This window comes from Trinickia sp. (genome assembly GCF_035492435.1).
In the GTDB taxonomy this organism is placed as follows: Bacteria; Pseudomonadota; Gammaproteobacteria; order Burkholderiales; family Burkholderiaceae; genus Trinickia.
In genome coordinates this window covers 1-20,164 of record NZ_DATJJF010000159.1, presented here as the reverse complement: position 1 = coordinate 20,164, position 20,164 = coordinate 1, and the positions used below count along the sequence as shown (strand labels likewise).

The following is a 20,164-nucleotide window of genomic DNA, read 5'->3' as shown; positions in this document are numbered from 1 at the left end:
TGCAGGTACGCCGAACCAGGTTGCAGGTACGCCGAACCAGGATGCAGGTATGCCGCGCCAGGATGTAGGTATGCCGCGCCAGGTTGCAGGTACGCCGAACCAGGGTGCAGGTATGCCGCGCCAGGTTGCAGGTATGCCGAGCCAGGATGCAGGTATGCCGCGCCAGGGTGCAGGTACGCCGAACCAGGTTGCAGGTACGCCGCGCCAGGTTGCAGGTACGCCGAGCCATTCACCATAATCGTCTCCGTTTAACGATAGTCTCAATTGCGCGATTTCCGTCGCGACGATAAGGAGCCGATGACAGTGCCACGGTCGACATCGAAGCGATTAACCCCGCGCAGAAAAGAATAGCCATGCGCAACGCCAACCATGCTGGCAAACCTAATAGGCGACAAGACAGCAGAGTCGATTTAAATTGCGGTGATTTGGAGAGCAGACCATCGAAAATGCCCTAGGCAAAACTCGATTCGTCCTGCTGATACCACGATGTGGATCTCGCGGGGGCATTGTTGACTTGCCGCGGAGCCCGCAACGAAACGCGTGATCCGAAACTTGATCGGGAAACTCGGATAATGAAGCTTTCAAGCTCGGCGTTTTCCGAACACCGCACTCGATGAAGGTGCGCCCGGCGCGAAGCCGGGCATGATGATTGTCTGATTCATTTACGGCAGACGTTCTGTTCTACGCCTGCCGTACCCCATCTCACCCCAGCCACCGCCGCGCGTTGCGGAACACGCGCATCCACGGGCTCTCCTCGCCCCAGCCTTCCGGATGCCAGCTCATCTGCACCGTCCGGTGTACACGTTCCATGTGCGGCATCAGCACCGTGAATCGGCCATCAGGCGTCGTCACCGACGTAATGCCTGACGGCGACCCATTCGGATTGAACGGATAACGCTCCGTTGAATCGCCTCGGTGATCGACGAAGCGCATCGCGACATTCACGCTTGAGACGTCGCCCTGCTGCGAGAAATCGGCGAAACCTTCCCCGTGCGCGACGGCAACCGGAATTTGAGAGCCTTCCATGCCAGCAAAGAAAATCGATGGCGACGACTCCACCCGTACCAGCGAGAATCGCGCCTCGAACTGCTCGGACTTGTTTCGCGTGAACTTCGGCCACGCCTGAGCGCCCGGAATGATCGACGCAATACTGCTCAGCATCTGACAACCGTTGCAAATGCCGAGCGCGAACGTGTCCGGCCGGTCGAAGAACGTCGCGAACATGTCGGCCAGCATCGGGTTGAAGCGAATCGTTTTCGCCCATCCCTCGCCCGCTCCCAGCACATCGCCGTACGAGAAGCCCCCGCACGCCACAGCACCGGCGAAGTCGGCCAGCGTCACGCGGCCAGACAGCAAATCGCTCATATGCACATCGTGCGCATCGAACCCGGCACGATCGAAGGCGTAAGCCGTTTCCAAGTGCGAGTTCACCCCTTGCTCGCGAAGAATCGCAACGCGCGGGCGTGAGCCTGTCGAAATAAAGGGCGCCGCAACGTCCTCAGTCGGATCGAACGTCAGGTGGGGCGACATGCCCGGGTCAGTTGCATCAAGCAGTGCATCGTATTCCGCGTCCGCGCATGCCGGGTTGTCGCGCAAGCGCGCGATGCGCCAGCTGACCTCGTTCCACGCGCGCTGCAGCTCCGCACGCGGTGCACCGTAGATCTTCTTCGCGTCACGGTAGACTTCAATCACGTCACGCTCGTTGAGCGTGCCGACCACGTGCGAACAGGCGCCAAGGCCATGCTCGCGCAACACGCCGAGCACTTTGTCGCGCTCAGTCGCACGCACTTGTACGACAGCGCCCAGCTCTTCGGCGAAAAGCGCCCGAACTGTGAGATCCTCGCGGCGTCCGCTAGTCTGCTTCGCCCAGTCCTTTGCGTCGCCGTAATCGAACTCGTGCGCCGGGTCGAGCGTCAGCATGTCCACGTTGAGCGATACGCCCACGTGTCCTGCGAACGCCATTTCGCACACCGTCGCCCACAAGCCGCCGTCAGAACGGTCGTGATAGGCCAGCAGCAGCCCCGCCCCGTTCAGCGCCTGAATGGCCGCGAAAAAGCGCTTCAGGTCTTCAGCGTCGTCGACGTCGGGCACACTGTCGCCAACCTGCTGCGTCACCTGCGCCAGGATGCTGCCGCCGAGCCGGTGCTTGCCGCGCCCAAGATCAATGGCGATCAGTGCGGAGTCGCCCACCTCGTTCGCGCGGCGCAGTTGCGGCGTCAAATGGCCGCGCACATCGTCAACGGGCGCAAACGCAGAAATGATCAGCGAAACGGGGGCCGTCACTTCCTTGGCGACGCCGTTCTCGTCCCACTTCGTTTTCATCGACAGCGAATCTTTGCCAACCGGGATGCCGATGCCGAGCGCCGGGCACAGCTCCATGCCGATTGCTTTCACCGTATCGAACAGCGCCGCATCCTCGCCGGCACTGCCACACGCCGCCATCCAGTTGGCCGACAGCTTCAGTTTGTCCAGTGAGGCGATCGGTGCCGCCGCGATGTTCGTCACAGCCTCGCCAACGGCCATGCGGCCAGACGCGGGCGCGTCGATTACCGCGAGCGGCGTGCGCTCGCCCATCGTCATCGCTTCGCCACGAAAACCCGCATAGTCGACGGCTGTAATCGCGCAATCGGCCACCGGCACTTGCCACGGACCCACCATCTGGTCGCGCACGCTCGTTCCACCCACGCTGCGATCGCCAATGGTGATCAGAAACGACTTGCTCCCGACAGTCGGATGTTTGAGCACCGAGACGGCAAGCTCATCCAGAGACAGCGCCGTGACGTCGACTGGTGCACGCTCTGCGGCCACGTGCGTGACGTTGCGATGCATGCGCGGCGGCTTGCCAAGCAGCACATCCATCGGCATATCGACGGGGTAAGCCGCGGCGCCCTCCGCCTGTGCGTCGACGAGTTGCAGCTGCCTCGCCTCGGTCGCCACGCCAACGACGGCCAACGGGCAGCGCTCGCGCGCGCAAACCGCTTCGAACTTCGCCAAATCGGCCGGAGCAATGGCGAGCACATAACGCTCCTGCGCTTCATTCGACCAGATCTCGCGCGGCGACAAGCCGCTCTCCTCGAGCGCAACCTCGCGCAGCTCGAAGCGTGCTCCCTTGCCGGCGCCATCGACGAGTTCGGGGAAGGCGTTCGAGAGGCCGCCGGCGCCAACGTCGTGAATGCTCAAAATCGGATTGGCATCGCCGAGCTGCCAGCAGGCATTGATGACCTCCTGTGCACGCCGTTCGATCTCGGGATTGCCGCGCTGAACCGAGTCGAAATCGAGCTCGGCCGTGTTCGCGCCCGTTGCCATCGAGCTCGCCGCTCCGCCACCCATGCCAATGCGCATGCCGGGGCCGCCGATCTGAATCAGCAGCGTGCCGGCCGGCAAATCGTGCTTGTGCGTGTGCTCGGCCGAGATGTTGCCGATGCCACCCGCAATCATGATCGGCTTGTGATACCCGCGCACTTGACCGCCGACGTTCTGCTCATAGACGCGGAAGTAGCCGCCGAGGTTAGGCCGCCCGAACTCGTTGTTAAAGGCCGCGCCGCCCAAGGGGCCGTCGATCATGATCTGCAAGGGCGAAGCAATGCGGTCCGGCCGGCCGTAGGCGGTGTGCGCCTCTGCCGAATTGCGCGCGGCGAGCGGCACCGCGGCGTCGCGTGCGCTCTCCCAAGGTTCGGTCGCCCCCGGCAGCTCGAGGTTCGACACGGTGAAGCCCGTCAAACCGGCCTTCGGACGCGCTCCGCGGCCCGTTGCCCCTTCGTCGCGAATCTCCCCGCCCGCGCCCGTCGCAGCCCCCGCGAACGGCGAGATGGCCGTCGGGTGGTTGTGCGTTTCGACCTTCATCAGCGTGTGTGTGAGCTCGACATGGCGGCCGTAACGTTCGCTCGGCGCGTCTTTATCAGCGTTTGCTGCCGTCGGTCGCGGAAACCATCGCTCAGCCATCCCGCCCGTCATGATGGACGAGTTGTCGGAGTAGGCCACAATCGTGCCCTGTGGATTGACCTTCTCCGTGTTCCTGATCATCTGGAAGAGCGACATGTCCTGCGGCTCCCCATCGATCGTCCATTGCGCATTGAAGATCTTGTGGCGGCAGTGCTCGCTGTTCGCCTGCGCGAACATCATGAGCTCGACGTCGGTCGGATTGCGGCCAAGCTTGGTAAAGGCATCGACGAGGTAGTCGATCTCATCTTCAGCGAGCGCGAGGCCCAGTTCGACGTTCGCCTTTTCGAGCGCGCCGCGGCCCTGAGCCAGAATATCGACGGTCGAAAGCGGCTTGGCAGGCAGCTCGTCGAAGAGATGTACCGCGTCGTCGCGTGAGCCCACAACGCTCTCTGTCATGCGGTCATGCAGCGCGGCGGCAATGGCAGCGCGTGCGTCATCGCTCAAAGCTTTCTTGCCGCCAAGCAAGCCCTTTTTCAACGTCACCGTGTACTCGATACCGCGTTCGATTCGGCGCACCTGCGCGAGGCCGCAGTGACGGGCAATATCGGTCGCCTTGCTCGCCCAGGGCGATACGGTCCCGAAGCGCGGCAGAACCAGGAAGGTTTCGCTCGTCCCACGATCGTCAACGGCCGGAAAAGGCGCGCCGTAATGCATGAGCGCCTCGATGCGTGCGCTATCCTCGGCCGTGAGCGGCGAGAGCGCGTTGACGAAGTGCAGATACTGACCGCGTACGCCGACGATGTTCGGATCGATGCGGGTAAGCGTCTCTAGCAGGCGGGTTTGACGAAAATCGGACAGCGCCGTAGCACCGGGGAAACACGAGAAGTGGGCCATGGAAAGACGTGATCGTCGTTGAGTCGCGCAGGCGCATGCGGACGATGGGGCAGCAATCCGTCTTGAGCATGCAAACGACAATGAGGCGAAAGGAAGACCGCAATTATACCCGGAAGTCGCCCCCCAATAAGCCGTGTAGCGTCGGGGCCTCATCGGGGCTCCCATGCGGCCTTCCCTTGACTTGTCCATGCCGCTTCGAGCGACTGAGAGCGCCCTTTGCGCTCCTTTAATGCTCCTTTAGCGCGCGCAGGCGAGGCGCATCGAGGGATTTGACGCTATGATGCGCGGTTTTCTTGATCGGCGCCTTGCACGAACGTTCATCGTCATGCATGGCGCGGCGCCGGCCGTCACATGAAGCCGCAGCTGGGCATCGCTGCAGCGGCGCGGTTCACCGTGGCAGGCTTGCAGCGCTCCCCAACCAATCGTAAATGGATGTCATCGTCATAGGCGGCGGGATTGCCGGAGTCGCCACCGCATACCAGTTGCACGCGGCCGGCCATCGCGTCTGCGTCGTCGAGCGCCACGCGACAGTCGCCCAGGGCGCCACCTACGGTCATGGCGGCACGCTCCTGCCCACGCCACTCGACGTCTGGTTCGGTCCCACCCACGTGAAGTCGGGGCGTGCGCCCCGCGGCGGCCTGATTTACAAGCCAGGGTTCAACTCGGCAACGCGCCGCTTCATGCAGCGTCTCACTCGGCTTCAGGAGCACGAGGCGTTTTGCGAACAGTACCGTCGTTTGAAACCGCTCGTCGATGTGGCGCGCGAGACGCTAGCCGCGATCGAAACGCGCTTTAACTTCGAGTTCGAACAAAGGAACGGGCTGTTGCATGTCGTGCGCCATGCGCGCGATTGGGAACTGACGCAGAGTGCGCTCGAGTTGCTGCGCGAACTCGAAGTTCCGCATCACGTCCTCAGCGCCAGCGAATGCAGTGAAATCGAGCACTCGGTGCCGACCGAACCTGCTTTCGCCGGCGGTGTCCTGTTCGAGCAAGAACGTATTGGCAACTGCCCGCTGTTTACGAAGCTCCTTAAGCAGGTGCTGGAAGATCGTGGCGGCGCGCAGTTCATGCTCGGTCGCACCGTGGCGGGCCTTCGCCTCGACGATCGGCGCGCCGCCGTCGAACTGGTCCCCGCTCGTGGCTCGCAAGCGGGTGAACGCGAGGTCGAGGTGGTTTCGGCCGACGCGATCGTCGTTGCGGCGGGCGCAGGCAGTCTCGCGTTGCTTGAGCGAGCGGGCTTGCGCTTGCCGTTGCATCCGGCCCGCTTCTTCTCGCTGACGGCACCTCTTGCCTACGAGGAGTGCGCGCCGCATTTGAGCGTGGTCGACACGGTGCGGCGCATTACGATGACGCGCACGAACCAGCGCGTGCGCGTAGCGAATGCGGCCCTGTTGCAGCCCGAGCGAGAGGTCATGAAGGCGCCTGCCGAATCGTTGGCGAAAGCGGCCACGGCGATGCTCGCGCAAGCCACGCATGATTGGATCCCGGGCGCCGCCCGGATTTCCGCGGCGCACGCCTGGGACGGCGCGAAGCTGTTGTCGCCGGACGGGCTGCCGGTCGTCGGTCAAGCGCTCCATCCGCGGCTTTTCGTCAACGTGGGGCATGGCCCCGCCGGTTGGGGGCTGGCGTGCGGCTCTGCTAAAGTGATTGCTGACCTCATGAGCGGCCTCGAACCCAGCGTGCCGCCCGATACGCTCGCGGCCCTGAGGGCCGACCGTTTCGTCAGCCAACGTCCATGACCGAATCCGGCGAAAGCCCCGTCGTTGTCAATCCGCACGAGCGGCCAGCGCCGCTTTACACCGTCTCGCAGCTGCGAGCGCTTGAAGTGTGCGCAGCCCGTCAACTGCCGGCCCATACGCTGATGGCGCGGGCCGGGGCGGCGGCCGCGCGCTATCTGCTGGAGATTGCCGCGCACGACGGCTCGCTTGCGGCCGGACGGACGGTCTGGCTTGCAGCCGGCCCCGGCAATAACGGCGGCGACGCGCTCGTGTGTGCGGCCGAGCTGCGACGCTCGGGTATCACCGTCGAGGTCTGCATGCCTCGTGAGGTGGCGCCCGATGACGCTCGCTGGGCGCTTGCCGAGGCCCGCACCGCGGGTGTGCCCATCTCTCAGGGTCCGCCCGCCTCCCTCGACGATCACGGCTGGCTTGTCGATGGCCTGTTCGGCATCGGACTGGCGCGGCCGGTCGAGGGCGTCTTCGCGGAACTCGCGCAACGGATCACGGCGCGCGCGCGTGCCACAGGACGCGTGCTGGCACTCGATGTGCCAAGCGGGCTCGACAGCGACACCGGCAATGTCGTCGGTGGAGGAGCCGCCGTTTTCGCGTCGCATACCCTCACCTTTATTGGCGCCAAGCCCGGGCTCTATATGACGCACGGCCGCGATCTGGCGGGGACGATCGCGATCGCACCACTTGGGATCGACGAGATCGATGCGCCCGCCGCCGCGCTGTTAAATGCGCCGGCACTGTTCGCAGCCGGCTTTCCACCGCGTGCGTTCGCCTCGCACAAAGGCACGTTTGGCAGCCTCGCCGTCGTCGGCGGCGACACCGGCATGTGCGGCGCGCCGATTCTCGCTGCGCGGGCCGCGCTTTACGCGGGTGCCGGCAAGGTTCATGTCGCGTTCGTCGGCTCGGGAGCCCCGCCCTACGACGCACTTCATCCCGAGCTGATGCTGCATCCGGCTGAGGCCATCGGTGGATTCGCCCTCGAAGCGATGGACGCACTGACACTCGGCTGCGGGATGGGGCAAGGCCCAGGTGCCGCCGACGTGTTGGCCAAGGCGCTCTCGCTCGATGTGCCGAAGTTGATCGACGCCGACGCGCTCAATCTGCTCGCGGACGACATCAAGCTGGCTGACGCGCTGGCCGCGCGCGGTGCGGCGAATGACGCCAGCGTGCTGACACCGCATCCGCTCGAAGCAGCCCGGCTTATGGGTTGCGACACGGCCAGTGTGCAGCGGGACCGGCTCGGCACAGCGCGCGCACTGGCGGACCGGTTCGGCGCGGTCGTCGTGCTAAAAGGTGCCGGTACGGTGATTGCGGCGCCCGATGGCCGCACTGCCATCAACCCAACCGGCAGCGCTGCGCTTGCGACAGGCGGCACGGGCGACGCCCTCGCGGGCATCATCGGCGCCCTCCTCGCCCAAAACCTGCCGCGCTACGAAGCAGCACTTGCGGGCGTCTATCTGCACGGCTTGGCCGCCGATGTGCTGGTGGCCAACGGCACCGGCCCCGCGGGCCTCACAGCTGGAGAGCTCGCGCCTGCGGTACGAGCGTCGCTCAATCGCCTGATTTACCCGCCGCGCCCGTAGCGACACCCGGCGTCAGCGCGACCAAACGGTTGGTTTCGACGTCGAAGCTGAGCCGCATCGTCTTCGGCACCGTGGGCTTGGCGACCATTGGCTCGTCCGCCTTGCGATCGAGGTAACGGACGACGACCTCATCGCCTTGAAATGCCATCGATTGCGGCTTGATACGGTCTCCCAGGAAGATGGAGGGCATTGTCCGACCGTCGCCGAACGTGGCGGCGGCATAGAAGAAGCTGCCGCTGCCGCCCGGCGAGTCCAGCAGGAACACCGCCGCGGCCCGCCTCACACCGAGCCGACCGAATGCGGGTTGCCCAACAATGCGCGTGACGTGCCGCGTGGCGGAGCCGGGCGCAGCCGCTACTGATCGTTTGCCGTGTACGAGTTGCACGTTTTCGTGCTCGATGAGGTAGCTTGCGTTTGCGTAGTCGAGCCTGCTAGCTGCCGGCTGTGTTCCTGCGAACGCACCGAGGCTTGCCAATCCAAAGCAGCTCGCTAAGGTGAAACGCTTGAAACGCGTGAAACTGGCGAATCCGGCAACACCTGTGAAATTTTTTCCCATCATGATGGCCTCCTCTTTCGCTCAGTTTAGTCTGAACGTACGCGGTCCGGTTCGCTCAGGGGTCGAAACGGACTGTGCAATTTGCTGCCCTCTCTTTTTACATGCCATTCGGCGCCAGTTGCTTGGCCAGTGGCGCTAAAGCACGCCGGGCGACATGCAACGTCGCTATACTGATCGACCGCGTGGCGGCCTTGCACGCTGGCGAGCCGAATCGGCTGCATGATCGGCAGCAATGCGAGCGAACTGGCAAGGCCCTGCGATTGGCTTCATCGAACGATGCAACCGCGTGGCGCGTTTTACGCTCAGTTTTTCGAACGATTGTTTCGTTAATCCGCAGCAAAGCATTGGTGAAAGACCGGCCACGGCCCCAGGCCGCCGCCATCAGTCATCTTCCAGCCCTTTCGTTAGACGGACATCCATGACGCCGAACCCGCTTTCTTCCTGGTCTGCGCTAAAAGCGCACTACGAAAAGATTCGCGACGCGCGGCTGCGCGACTGGTTTGCCGAAGATCGCGGCACGCCGTCGCGCGCCGAGCGCTTTACGTTCGAGGGCGGCGGGCTCGTCGCCGATTTCTCGAAAAACCGCATTACCGACGAGACGCTACGCCTACTTGTGGCGCTTGCGCGCGAGGCAGGCGTCGAAGCGCGCCGCGACGCGATGTTCGCCGGCCACATCGTCAACCCGACCGAAGGCCGGGCCGCGCTGCATACCGCGCTGCGTGCCACGCGCGACGACGCCCCCTATCATGCGGAGGTCATCGCCGAGCGCGCCAAGATGGCCGCCTTTGCTGATCGCGTGCGCAGTGGTGCCTGGACGGGCTACACCGGCAAGCGAATCCGCCACGTCGTCAACATCGGCATCGGCGGCTCTGACCTTGGGCCCAAGATGGTCGTCCACGCCCTTCACCACCTGGCCGACCCGGGCATTGCGACCTACTTCGTCTCGAACGTCGACGGCGCCGACCTTGCGCGCGTCATGGCCCGCATCGACCCGGAAGAAACGCTCGTCATTGTCGTCTCGAAAACGTTCACGACGCTCGAGACGATGACCAACGCCTGTTCGCTGCGCCAGTGGTTCTTGCAGAAAGGGTGTCCGGAAAGCGCGCTGGCCAAGCACTTTGTCGGCGTATCGGCGAACCCCACCGAGGTCATCCGGTTCGGTATTGCGAGCGACAACGTATTTCAAATGTGGGATTGGGTAGGCGGACGATACTCGTTGTGGTCAGCTGTCGGCCTCTCGATCATGATCGCCATCGGCCCCCTTGAATTCGATGCGCTGCTCGCGGGCGCCGCCGACATGGACGCGCACTTTCGCGAAGCGCCGCTCGATCGAAATCTGCCTGTGCTGATGGGTCTCATCGGTATCTGGTATCGCAATTTCTTCGGGTCGCAAAGCTACCTCGTCGCGCCCTATTCGGAAGCGCTGCATTTCCTGCCTGCTTACCTGCAGCAACTCGAGATGGAAAGCAATGGCAAATCGGCGCGTCTTGACGGCACCTTTGTCGATTACGGCACGTCGGCCGTGACGTGGGGCGAGCCCGGCACGAACGGCCAGCATGCGTTCTTCCAGATGCTGCACCAGGGTCCAACGATCGTACCGATCGACTTCATTGCCGTGCTGAGGCCCGAGCATCCGCTCAGGGGCCATCACGCCAAGCTGCTCGCGAACTGTTTTGCGCAAAGCGAAGCCTTGATGCTTGGCCGTACCGTCGAGGAAGCACGCCAAGTCGCTGGCCCCGACAAGCCTGAACTCGTGCCGCACCTCGTCTTCCCCGGCAATCGCCCGTCGACGACGCTTGTCATCGACGCGCTCACTGCGCGCTCGCTCGGCGCACTGATCGCGCTTTACGAGCACAAGGTTCTCGTTCAGGCCGCGGTCTGGAACATCAACCCGTTTGACCAATGGGGCGTCGAGCTCGGCAAGATCCTCGGCAAGGTTGTCGAAGCGGACCTCACTGCGCCGACCTTCGCCCCCGCCAAGCACGACTCGTCCACATCGGCGCTCATCGAGCGCGCGCGCAAAGCGGCGCAAGTTTGTTAGGCGCAACCGTGCCGCTCTCGGGGCCGAAGCGGTCGTGCGGACAGCGCCATCCGCCCTGGCACGAGCGCCAGGGCTCGATGGCTCCAGCTTCAGGCCACGCGGCCCGAGTCGAGCGTCACGACCTGCGCGCAGCGCCGTGCAAGCGCGATGTCGTGGGTGACGAGCACAAGCGTCGCGCCGTGCGACGCGTTCATACGAAACATGAGGTCGATAACGGCATGGCCCGTTGCGGCGTCGAGGCTGCCCGTCGGCTCGTCGGCGAAGAGAATGGCCGGCTCCGTCACAAAGGCGCGCGCGAGGGCGACGCGCTGCTGCTCTCCGCCTGAGAGCAGCTTCGGATAATGGCCCGTGCGCGCTCCGAGCCCCACTTGCTCAAGCAGCGCATGCGCTCGCCGCGAGGCGTCAAGCGGCGACATACCGCCTTGCAGCTCGAGCGGCAAGCGCACATTCTCGAGTGCGGTCAAATGCGGCATCAACTGGAACGACTGAAAAACGAAACCCACCGAACCGTTGCGCAGATTCGCGCGCTCGTCCTCCGATAGCAACGTCAGCTCGTGGCCGAACAGCCGAACAGAGCCCGACGTCGCGTTGTCCAACCCCGCGAGCAAGCTGAGCAGCGTCGACTTGCCCGAACCGGACGCCCCGACAATGGCCATGCTGCTCCCCGGCATGACGTCGAGATCGATTTCGTCGAGAATTGACAGTTCACCTGTCGCATCTTTGACCCTTTTGCACAACTTCCGCACTTCAATAATGGGCTCGATATTTTCTTGCATCAAGCATCGCTCGAGAGTGAATAAAGTGGCGGCCGGCCTGCGGGCCGGTGCGCTCGCGACGGCGCAGCTGATTCGGCGCGCCGCCTGCATATCGGTAGTGCGTACGGTGCTCGCGGCACTGTTCATTTCAGCGGTGGCGACATGGATTACGTCCCCGCCGGCCAACGCTGCCATTGCTGCTGAATCGGGCAAGCCGGTTATCGTAGTGCTCGGCGACAGCATCTCGGCGGAGTACGGCTTACCGCGTGATACGGGGTGGGTCGCGTTGCTGCGTCGTCGGCTTGCCGACAAGCGGATTGATTATAGCGTTGCGAACGCAAGCATCAGCGGCGACACGACAAGCGGCGGGCGAGCGCGCATGTCGGAGCTCATCACGCGGCTCAAGCCCTCGGTCGTCATCGTCGAGCTTGGCGCCAACGACGCCCTTCGTGGTGTGCCGCTTGCCACTACCGAGGACAACCTTCGCTCGATCGTCACGGAAGCGCAGCAGGCGCGGGCAAAAGTAGTGCTCGTAGGGATGTACGTCCCTGCCAATTACGGGCCGGCTTATACGCAGCGCTTTCACGCTATCTACGAAAACCTGTCGAAGGAATTTCGCGCCCGGCTCGTGCCTTTCCTACTCGCCGGCATCGAGAACAAACCGGAGATGTTCCAGGCCGACCAGATGCACCCAAATCAGCAGGCGCAGCCTATCTTGCTCGATAACGTCTGGCCGGTGCTCGAGCCATTGCTGGGGCAATCGTCGCATTAGGCTCGCCGACTACGAAACTCCCCCCGGATCACCCAACGATTACGGATATAAAAGACGACTAGTTAATGCGTGAGTGAGGACCGGCAACGACTTGCGCCCGAGCTACTCTTTGTAACTCTACTAATGGCCGCAGCCGCCGCTGCGGCCATTTTTTCTTCTGACACCCGGCTACGACAGTAGACACCGACCACCCATGCAGGCCCCGGAATTCGTGATCGGTGATCGCGAGGACTGTTTGCGCCGGGGCAAAAAGGTCCGAGGGGCAGCAAGCGAACCGTTGCCGTCATTCATGTCGCCGTTACTGTGCTACGGGAGCGACCGTTCTCGAAGCCGAACGACCACTCGCTCGTGCAGGCAAAACCTTTAGCGACTAGAGTTTCTTTGGCGGCAAGGGTGGCAGCGTCCTCTTCATCGTGACCGGCGGCCCCCTGCCTCCAGGCCTGCGCGAGTTATTTTCCCGGCAAGGCGAGGACTACAAACATCTGATTTGAACAACGTTTCCCCCCGGCGATGCCGCGATCGCGCATTCACCTCGATGAACGGAGACCGGCAATGAAAATCGTGATCGTTTTGACTTCGCACAACCTGCTCGGAGATACCGGCAAGCCGACCGGCTTCTGGCTCGAAGAGTTCACGGCCCCCTACTATGTGTTCAAAGATGCCGGGGCCGAGATTACCGTAGCGTCGCCCAAGGGTGGCCAGCCACCGATCGATCCCAAAAGCGACGACCCGAACAACCAGACCGACTCGATGGAGCGCTTCAAAGAAGACTCTGCCACCCAGAAGGTCCTGGCCAATACCGTCAAGCTCGCCGACGTCAAGGCGGACGACTACGATACGGTCTTCTATGCCGGTGGCCATGGCCCGATGTGGGATCTGACCAATGACAAGGACTCGATCGCCTTGGTCGAGGCTTTCTACAACGCCGGCAAGCCGGTCGCCGCCGTCTGTCATGGCCCTTGTGTTCTGCTAAAGGCTACCTACGAGGGAGAGCCTCTCGTCAAGGGAAAGCGCGTCACCTGCTTTACCAATGATGAGGAAGAAGCCGTAGGCCTGACCAAGGTCATGCCCTTCCTCGTCGAGGATGAGCTCAAGCGTCTCGGCGGTCGCTTTGAAAAGGTGGCCAATTGGGCCGTGCTCACCATTGTCGACGGGCGGTTGATCACCGGCCAGAACCCAGCCTCGTCTGGCCCGACCGCCAGGGAGCTGCTCAAGCTTCTGCAGGCCTAGTTCTAACCTGGCGCGGACTATGAAGCCCGCGCGAATGTGTCGACGATAGGAGCCCCCTATGAACGCCACGACGAACTCCCCTCAGATTACGGTTGCCCGGCGGTCCCCGGCCTATTGGCGTGTCACGATCAACAATCCGCCGATCAATGTCATGAGCCCGCCAATGGTCGGACAGTTCCACGAGATCATCAACGCCCTCGAAACCGACGAGCAAGTTAGGGTCGTAGTCTTCGACAGCGCGGTGGACGGCTACTTCCTGAATCACTCCGATTTCCTGGCCAGGCTTGAAGACCTGACCGCAATGCCGCCCGGCCCCACAGGATTGCCGCAGTGGCCGGACTTCCTCGTGCGCCTGACGCGCGCGCCCGTCGTCTCCATCGCCCTCATCCGCGGGCGGGCGACGGGCAATGGCAGCGAGATCACGCTCGCCTGCGACATGAGTTTCGCCAGTCGAGAAAAGGCCATTCTTTCGCAATGGGAGGTAGGCGTGGGCATGGTCGCCGGCGGCGGCCCCATGGCCCGGCTGCCCCAGCTCATCGGCCGTAACCGTGCCCTGGAGGTACTCTTGACCTCGGACGACATCAGAGGCGACCAGGCCGAGGCCTACGGCTACGTGAACCGAGCACTGCCCGATGCCGACCTCGATGCATTCGTGGACGCGCTGGCGACTCGTGTCTCCGGGTTTGACAAATGGGCAATCGCCAACACCAAGCGTCTCGTCAACACCAGCTTGCCGCCGGACGTCGAGTTCGGCGCCGGATGGGACGCGTGCATCGCGTCGCTTGGGCGGCCCGCCGCGCAGGACGGCATCAAGGCACTGCTTGCGCGTGGGTTCCACAAGCCAGGGGACGTCGAAGATCGGCTCGGATACTACCTTGGCCAGCTCTCGGGCTAGGCCGGCGCGCGATCTCTCGCCGCGCCGCCTCGCGTTGCAGCATTTCCTGCGCCCCAACACCTTTCCGGCCACAACGCGTGGAATGGCCGCTCCCCGGCACCGATGAACATTGCTTTCGAGATAAACCCGCGCTGATTGTCCGCTTTCGTGCGCGTGGGCCAACGTCCGAAAGCGGTCGATTACTGTCGAACGCAGATGTCGCGACTCGACCCGCTTCGGCCGCTAACGGCTTCCCTCAAATCGGCCATTCCCCCGTGTTTGCGTCGTGCTGCTGCTCCATGCCGCTTGTGCCGTCGATATCATCGAGTACCGAAGGACAGCAGTTATTCCGGGCGAAGGTGGAGCGCGAAGTTAGACGGACTTCAAGAAGTCATAGAGTTTCGGGTAGGCATCAGGGAATGCCTGCACTAGCACACGCAGCCCCGACTGCAACTTTGGGTCAAGCGCGGACCAGTTACCAGCGATCAGATCTTGCTCCAGGCTATTGAGTTGCGTAGCAGCTTCGACGTGGGTCAGTACTGTTTGCTTGTAGTGCCTCGCGTTCTCGGGGATATCGGTCAGCATATGGACGTTCTTTTTGTGCGCTGTCGAGAGCAGTATCTCAACGAGATCCTTCGCTTGTGCGCCTGACGTATCTCGCATTTCCTCGTTGACGTTTTTTGCATATTCAGAACTGTTGCGCACACCAAAATCGAGTTCGCCAAGTGGCGCAGTCTCCGCGTCGTGCCGGCGCTCCGCGCCCGGCACGTAGGTCACGATGAAATTCTTCTGGTCTTTCATGAGGTTGAGCTTGGCGGGTGTCGCCGACATACGCAATTCATCAACTCTCGCTTCGTCTCCCTTTGCGGCGTCGTCCGAGCCCAACCCCGTGTAAAGGTGACCCAGATGCGATTTGCGCGTACGTAACGCATCGAACTGTTTCGCGCTTACGTTCGAATTGTTGAATAGGATGATTTCCCACCAAGGCTTGGGGTGCGCTTTCTTGAACTTGCTGATGATCTTCGCAACCGACTGATTAAGCTGGGTGGCATATTCCGCTTCGAACTGCGCTGCTGCTTCTTTCTTCCTCTGTCTCGATCCATGGCCGGATATAACGCCCGTCACCGCTCCCAACTGGGCTGCTGACGGATGCCCCTTCATCTCGATCTCTACGCGCAGCGGTTTTCCCGTCGCATCGAAGTAGGCTTGCGCGACATCCGCCGAGGCGTTAAGGAATTCGTCCAGCGTGGCGAAATTACTGTGAGCGTCATCGGTACGCTGGATGCTTCGCAGGTCTTTCGCACTCAGATCCTGAATCTCGGTGCCGGCGCTCACCAACGCAGCATGTACCTCCTGACGACTCGATGAGAGCTGTTCCTTGACATTGCCCTCATGGCTGAGGATGGGAATACCGTCACTCGACAGGAAAACGTCGCATTCGATACCGTCCAGCTTCGGTGTCGCAGACTCGCTGGTGGCCTGTGTGTAAGCCGCATCGAACGCAGACTTGGAGTTTTCCGCCGGATGACTGGTCCGGCGCGGATCTTCCTGGCTGATCAGGCCGCCGCGCGTTCGGTTGGTTGGCCCGTGCCCGCGGTGAGCAATGATGCTCACGCCGGGCCGCTCCGCCATCTTCAAGCGGAACCCGCGCAACGCCCTCTGGATGTCCTCGGAACTGGTCTGGTTGTTCACCCAGAAGTCGAGCGGCCCTAGCATGCTGTATGCCTCGAAATTTTCAGGCGTGCTCAGCGCGTGATCGTGCTCCACAGTCGCCTCGATGGCGCGCAACGATGCGTCATGGATGCTGTTGTCAGCCGGTCTTACATCTTCGGCCACAGGACCATGCTCACTGTTCACCTGTTGGAAGAACGTCTTCACGCCTGCGACGACCGGCTCGATGTTCGGCACGCTCATCTTCTTGTAGAGGGCGCCCCCAATGCGATTGAGCTTGCGGAATCGCTGATACTTCAGCGGTTCGTCTAACACCGCATCTGGGATGCCCTCCGCTTGCTTCGTCTCTCTGTTGACGCCCAGGTCGGCATCGCCGTAAATCTCGGCCTTACGCTGCACCGGTCCGTGAGCGCTGGTCACGTGCTTCGAGGACGCAAACCTGCCAGCAAACTGGAGCGCGCGGGCGCCCATCGTGTCCGCCTCGCTTTCCAGGTTTGCGTCGCTATTAATCGCAACTCCGCTTTTCATTTCACGCGTAGGCTGCACGCGCCCCTGCTTTTGCTGCACGACATGCCACGCCTCGTGCGGCAGGTGGTGCTCTTGTCCCGGCCCGATATGAATGTCAGTACCCTGCGCATAGGCCAAGGCCTGCAGCTGCGCCGGTTTGTCGGAGCCGTAATGAACTTTGACGTCGTCCATTGAGATGCCGGACAGGCTCTCGACGCCTTGCTTGAGTTGGTCAGGCAAGTTTGTGTGATCGGCCGACGCAAACGGGCGGCGCGCATGATCGGCATCACGATTGGCCATCGCCTGGAGCTGTATGGCCTGTAGGGATTTTGGGCTGCTGTCGACGATTGACTGGAGCGCACCGAGTCGTTGCGTCCGCGGGCTATGCGTTACCAGATCCATCAGCTTTCGTTGGGTGGCCGCTTGCGCACGGTTATCGGAAAGTTGCGAAGCAGGCTGTCGATCGCCCTGTCGTTCCTGTGTGTCAGTGGAGGGGGATGGCGTTTTCGCATCGCGCCTTGCCCGGTCAGCGTAAGTGCCCATACTTCTCCCGTCGGATGCAGTTTAATTCTTGTGGCTCTGCCGCTTTACACCACTTGACTTCGCTTTGAGCGAATTCTTGGAAGTAGATATCGCGGGAGCAATAAAAACCGAATCTAGCATGTCCCCGCACGGTCCTCATGACTAACGGCCATTCAAGGACACGTGGCTGTCGATGAGCTATGGCGATGCGTTCGCAGCGGACACGCAAGCGTCTGACGTTGTGCAGCCACGCCATGGTGCGCTCCACGACCCATCACGTCTTACCAAAACCGCTGCCGTGTCGTTCGCCACGACGAAAGCGCCTTCGGTCGACCGCGGCGAGGGCCTCTACTCGGCGAGCTGCCTGATGATCCGGCCAGTCTCGGCGTCGGCAGGAAAGAAGGCCTCGAGCGCCAGCTCCGAGAGCGTAATGTCGCGCGGCGTACCGAACATCGTGGTGGTCGAGATGAATGACAGTAAGCCCGCATCCGTTACGAGCTTCAGAGGCACGAAGACACCGCCATGATCGGCAGGTATCGCAGCCTGTATGGCGTGCACCCTGCTGCTGATGGGAAAATCCGAGAGTTCCTGCAGAAGCTCGGCGAGCACGCTGTCGCTGGTCACAGCGATTTGACGGCGAAGCCGATCCAGAAGATGAGAGCGCCATTCCGAAATGTTGGCGATCCGCGGCGCGAGCCCCTTCGGGTGAAGACTGAGCCGAAGCACGTTGACGGGCGCTTCCAGTAACGCCTTGTTCTCGATTCCAGTCAGCAACGAGGCGAGCGCGCTATTGGACGCCACAACGTTCCAGTGCCGATCGACGGCAAGCGCCGGAAACGGCTCATGCGCCTTCAGTACCATCTCGATTGCGCCACGTGCGGCTGCCATTGCCGGGTCCTCCAGGCTCCGCTCGGCATAGACCGGCGCAAAACCTGCCGCGAGCAGCATGGCGTTCCGCTCGCGAAGCGGGACGTCCAGCCGCTCTGCCAAATGCAACAACATGTCCCGGCTCGGTGTCGCACGCCCACTTTCGAGGAAGCTGAGGTGTCGCTGGGAAATTTCCGCCTGCAGCGCGAAATCCAGTTGGCTCATGCGGCGGCGATGGCGCCAGGTGCGCAGATAGTCACCTGCCGTCGAAGCGGTCGCGTCGGTCATGCGCTTGCCCCTAGGATCGATGCGATGCCCCACTCGCTGCCGTGGCGGAATAGATTGCGCTCGATCTCGGTGCTCGAGAAGGAGCGAGCGACGGCGGTGACGCCGCTCACATCCAGCGACTCGATCACGGCGGCCTGCTCATCGGTCAACGTGTCGAAATCATAACCGCCATTAGAATCGCGTGAGCACACTCGGGAGCGCCGGTCGTACGCGACACAGCGAAAGCGGTCCCTCCCGAGCAGCGCCGTCTGGTAGCCCAGCATGGACGAGTTCACCCATCCCGACAGGAGGAGTGCCGACTTGCCCGTTTCCCTGCCGCGATAGAACCGGTCGACCCCATCGGCGGCGGGAGCATGGTTTGGCCGGTGGGTCGAGGTTGTCGATGGCGTTCGAACAGGCAAGTGGAGCATGGGCAGCGCCTTCTATCAACACGGATGGGTGGATCGAGGTGAGCGTGCGGTCGAGGTCAGGCGTTGGCTGGAACCTTGTCGAGGAAGCCAATGACCGACTTCAGGCGGCCATCCTCGATTTCCGCAAAGTCCGTGCCCTTGATCATGTCGGGTTCGGCTTCCGGCCCAAGCGCCCAGGAAAAGCGGATCTTGTCCCCATAGCCGTCGACGCAGCCATCGAGCGTAAAGCGAAATCCGGGGAAACGCTCGTGCACGCCGGCGATCAGCGCGCCGATCCGGTCGCGGCCGTCACCGCGCATCAGCGGGTCGACATAGGTGGCGTCCTCGCACCAGCCATCAGCCAACAGGGCATTGCGGCGGACGAGATCGGTCTCGTTCCAGACTGCGATGTAGCGGTCGGCAATGTAGGCAGCGTCAGTCATGTCAATCTCCATTGTCAGGCGCCTGTCCATTCAGGCAAGACCAAGATAGCGAAGGCACAACGGGCGCTCAATTACGCGGCAGGTAATTGAAACGAATATCGGACTGCTCCACTCTGACGTGCACAGACTTCGGGACGTGCCACCGTGGTTCCCCGGAAGTGGCGGTTGGAAATCTTCGTCCATCCGCGCAAGAGGATATCCGGAGTCTGTGCCGGCCACCCATGATACTGTCGAACGGAGCAAGAACATGACTGCCTACGCGATCGGACGTCTCAGGGACGTCAGAATGGGAACCGAACTCAGAGCTTACCTCGCCGGGATCGACGACACGCTCGCCCCCTTCGGAGGACGGTTCATTATTCACGGGGGCGCCAAGACAGTGCTCGAGGGAGCCTGGCCCGACGATGTGATCGTGATTGCCTTTCCCGACCTCATCAGTGCTCGCGGCTGGTACGACTCGCCCGGCTATCAGGACATCCTTGCACTGCGCACCGGCAATTCATCTGGCGATGTCATTCTGATCGAAGGCGTAGACCACAGCCACAAGGCGACAGATATCCTGACCGGCGGTTTCGGGGATTGACATCAGGATCCTCTGGAGGCCGTACGGAAAACGGGGGTTGGCCATTCTCTCGGCAGAAACCGACGTTAGAGCATCCGCGTGCAAGCGCAGGTCAACGTCCGTTCCTAGCCGAGCGGTGACATCCACGAAGACCTTCACTTTCGGGCGATCTTCGGGGGATATCGAGCACGGTTACCGGCCTGCAGTCAGTTCCTGCTGTCGCCGCACTCGCGCGTCTTCCTCAAGACGTGTCTCTTCGAGTTCCTGCAGCACGCCATCGAGGTCCACAGGTCGCGTGTCGACTTCGATGCGACCGGTCAGTTCGGCGTCGACATGCAGCCGTCCTGCTTCGAAGAGCGCCCAGATCTCCGTGCCGTAACTCGCGGTGAGTAATTGCGGTGCAAACCGTCCGAAGTACGCGGCCAGGTTGTCGACGTCTCGCTTCAGCATCGAGGCGGCTTCGTTGTTGCCGGCTGCGTCGACGGCCTGTGGCAGATCAATGATCACCGGCCCATCCGCTGCCAGCAGGATGTTGTATTCCGACAGGTCGCCGTGAATTACGCCCGCGCAGAGCATGCGGACAACCTGGTTCAGCAGC

15 protein-coding genes and 2 pseudogenes are annotated in these 20,164 nt (G+C 62.5%); 8 read left to right on the top strand and 9 right to left on the bottom strand.

The window, feature by feature from the left end; genetic code table 11:
- Positions 1 to 238: pseudogene (locus VL598_RS11930) on the top strand (hypothetical protein); the annotation flags it as partial.
- A gap of 464 nt (positions 239 to 702) precedes the next feature.
- Here the strand turns inward: VL598_RS11930 and purL are convergent.
- On the bottom strand, positions 703 to 4,776 hold the full coding sequence (gene purL, locus VL598_RS11925; protein ID WP_325326928.1) for a phosphoribosylformylglycinamidine synthase: 4,074 nt from the start codon (positions 4,774 to 4,776) through the stop codon (positions 703 to 705).
- A 428-nt stretch (positions 4,777 to 5,204) separates the two neighbouring features.
- On the opposite strand from purL, the gene VL598_RS11920 reads away from it, so the two are divergent.
- Positions 5,205 to 6,515: an FAD-dependent oxidoreductase gene (locus VL598_RS11920; protein ID WP_325326927.1), complete on the top strand. Its 1,311-nt coding sequence runs from the start codon at positions 5,205 to 5,207 to the stop codon at positions 6,513 to 6,515.
- Entirely contained in the window at positions 6,512 to 8,089 is a 1,578-nt protein-coding gene (locus VL598_RS11915) for an NAD(P)H-hydrate dehydratase (protein WP_325326926.1), read from the top strand. Before VL598_RS11920 ends, VL598_RS11915 begins: the two co-directional genes overlap by 4 nt.
- Here VL598_RS11915 and VL598_RS11910 read toward each other — a convergent pair.
- Positions 8,058 to 8,648 carry a hypothetical protein gene (locus VL598_RS11910; RefSeq protein ID WP_325326925.1) on the bottom strand — a complete coding sequence of 197 codons (591 nt, stop codon included), beginning with the start codon at positions 8,646 to 8,648 and terminating at the stop codon, positions 8,058 to 8,060. The genes VL598_RS11915 and VL598_RS11910 overlap by 32 nt on opposite strands.
- A gap of 415 nt (positions 8,649 to 9,063) precedes the next feature.
- Here VL598_RS11910 and pgi point away from each other — a divergent pair, with 415 nt between their 5' ends.
- Positions 9,064 to 10,686, top strand: coding sequence for a glucose-6-phosphate isomerase (pgi, locus tag VL598_RS11905; protein ID WP_325326924.1), 1,623 nt, complete (start codon positions 9,064 to 9,066; stop codon positions 10,684 to 10,686).
- Positions 10,687 to 10,775: 89 nt separating this feature from the next.
- Here the strand turns inward: pgi and VL598_RS11900 are convergent, their stop codons facing one another.
- The gene (locus tag VL598_RS11900) at positions 10,776 to 11,462 is read right to left on the bottom strand and encodes an ABC transporter ATP-binding protein (protein WP_325326923.1); all 687 of its coding nucleotides are present in this window, start codon (positions 11,460 to 11,462) and stop codon (positions 10,776 to 10,778) included.
- A 16-nt stretch (positions 11,463 to 11,478) separates the two neighbouring features.
- Between VL598_RS11900 and VL598_RS11895 the strand changes: the two genes are divergently transcribed.
- The 3 genes from VL598_RS11895 (at position 11,479) to VL598_RS11885 (ending at position 14,338) form a co-directional block, all read left to right on the top strand.
- On the top strand, positions 11,479 to 12,213 hold the full coding sequence (locus VL598_RS11895; RefSeq protein WP_414718707.1) for an arylesterase: 735 nt from the start codon (positions 11,479 to 11,481) through the stop codon (positions 12,211 to 12,213).
- Between the two features lie 552 nt (positions 12,214 to 12,765).
- Positions 12,766 to 13,443 carry a type 1 glutamine amidotransferase domain-containing protein gene (locus VL598_RS11890; RefSeq protein ID WP_325326922.1) on the top strand — a complete coding sequence of 226 codons (678 nt, stop codon included), beginning with the start codon at positions 12,766 to 12,768 and terminating at the stop codon, positions 13,441 to 13,443.
- A 58-nt stretch (positions 13,444 to 13,501) separates the two neighbouring features.
- Positions 13,502 to 14,338 (top strand): enoyl-CoA hydratase/isomerase family protein, encoded by an 837-nt coding sequence (locus VL598_RS11885; RefSeq protein ID WP_325326921.1) that lies wholly within the window; start codon positions 13,502 to 13,504, stop codon positions 14,336 to 14,338.
- A 351-nt stretch (positions 14,339 to 14,689) separates the two neighbouring features.
- Here VL598_RS11885 and VL598_RS11880 read toward each other — a convergent pair whose 3' ends face one another.
- The 5 genes and pseudogenes from VL598_RS11880 to VL598_RS11860 all read right to left on the bottom strand — a co-directional run bounded on the left by VL598_RS11880 (position 14,690) and on the right by VL598_RS11860 (position 19,004).
- Positions 14,690 to 16,897, bottom strand: coding sequence for an eCIS core domain-containing protein (locus VL598_RS11880; protein ID WP_325326920.1), 2,208 nt, complete (start codon positions 16,895 to 16,897; stop codon positions 14,690 to 14,692).
- Positions 16,898 to 17,210: 313 nt separating this feature from the next.
- Positions 17,211 to 17,333 (bottom strand): annotated as a pseudogene (locus tag VL598_RS11875) (IS5/IS1182 family transposase); the annotation flags it as partial.
- A gap of 32 nt (positions 17,334 to 17,365) precedes the next feature.
- Positions 17,366 to 18,172 (bottom strand): helix-turn-helix transcriptional regulator, encoded by an 807-nt coding sequence (locus VL598_RS11870; RefSeq protein WP_325326919.1) that lies wholly within the window; start codon positions 18,170 to 18,172, stop codon positions 17,366 to 17,368.
- On the bottom strand, positions 18,169 to 18,582 hold the full coding sequence (locus VL598_RS11865; RefSeq protein ID WP_325326918.1) for a hypothetical protein: 414 nt from the start codon (positions 18,580 to 18,582) through the stop codon (positions 18,169 to 18,171). Before VL598_RS11865 ends, VL598_RS11870 begins: the two co-directional genes overlap by 4 nt.
- Before the next feature lie 56 nt (positions 18,583 to 18,638).
- A complete protein-coding gene (locus tag VL598_RS11860) occupies positions 18,639 to 19,004 on the bottom strand; it encodes a nuclear transport factor 2 family protein (protein WP_325326917.1) in 366 nt (121 codons plus the stop codon).
- A gap of 247 nt (positions 19,005 to 19,251) precedes the next feature.
- Here VL598_RS11860 and VL598_RS11855 point away from each other — a divergent pair, with 247 nt between their 5' ends.
- On the top strand, positions 19,252 to 19,587 hold the full coding sequence (locus VL598_RS11855; protein WP_325326916.1) for a DUF1330 domain-containing protein: 336 nt from the start codon (positions 19,252 to 19,254) through the stop codon (positions 19,585 to 19,587).
- A gap of 171 nt (positions 19,588 to 19,758) precedes the next feature.
- On the opposite strand, the gene VL598_RS11850 is transcribed toward VL598_RS11855, so the two are convergent.
- Positions 19,759 to 20,164, bottom strand: a 406-nt coding sequence (locus tag VL598_RS11850) for an RIO1 family regulatory kinase/ATPase (protein ID WP_325326915.1), incomplete at its 5' end; no start/stop codon positions are given.

Bases quoted from the DNA above. Each gene is read 5' to 3' on its own strand.
- VL598_RS11910 (WP_325326925.1), bottom strand. From the start codon at position 8,648: ATGATGGGAAAAAATTTCACAGGTGTTGCCGGATTCGCCAGTTTCACG.
- VL598_RS11900 (WP_325326923.1), bottom strand. From the start codon at position 11,462: ATGCAAGAAAATATCGAGCCCATTATTGAAGTGCGGAAGTTGTGCAAA.
- VL598_RS11855 (WP_325326916.1), top strand. From the start codon at position 19,252: ATGACTGCCTACGCGATCGGACGTCTCAGGGACGTCAGAATGGGAACC.
- VL598_RS11890 (WP_325326922.1), top strand. From the start codon at position 12,766: ATGAAAATCGTGATCGTTTTGACTTCGCACAACCTGCTCGGAGATACC.
- VL598_RS11915 (WP_325326926.1), top strand. From the start codon at position 6,512: ATGACCGAATCCGGCGAAAGCCCCGTCGTTGTCAATCCGCACGAGCGG.
- purL (WP_325326928.1), bottom strand. From the start codon at position 4,776: ATGGCCCACTTCTCGTGTTTCCCCGGTGCTACGGCGCTGTCCGATTTT.
- VL598_RS11885 (WP_325326921.1), top strand. From the start codon at position 13,502: ATGAACGCCACGACGAACTCCCCTCAGATTACGGTTGCCCGGCGGTCC.
- pgi (WP_325326924.1), top strand. From the start codon at position 9,064: ATGACGCCGAACCCGCTTTCTTCCTGGTCTGCGCTAAAAGCGCACTAC.
- VL598_RS11870 (WP_325326919.1), bottom strand. From the start codon at position 18,172: ATGACCGACGCGACCGCTTCGACGGCAGGTGACTATCTGCGCACCTGG.
- VL598_RS11920 (WP_325326927.1), top strand. From the start codon at position 5,205: ATGGATGTCATCGTCATAGGCGGCGGGATTGCCGGAGTCGCCACCGCA.
- VL598_RS11880 (WP_325326920.1), bottom strand. From the start codon at position 16,897: ATGGATCTGGTAACGCATAGCCCGCGGACGCAACGACTCGGTGCGCTC.
- VL598_RS11860 (WP_325326917.1), bottom strand. From the start codon at position 19,004: ATGACTGACGCTGCCTACATTGCCGACCGCTACATCGCAGTCTGGAAC.
- VL598_RS11865 (WP_325326918.1), bottom strand. From the start codon at position 18,582: ATGCTCCACTTGCCTGTTCGAACGCCATCGACAACCTCGACCCACCGG.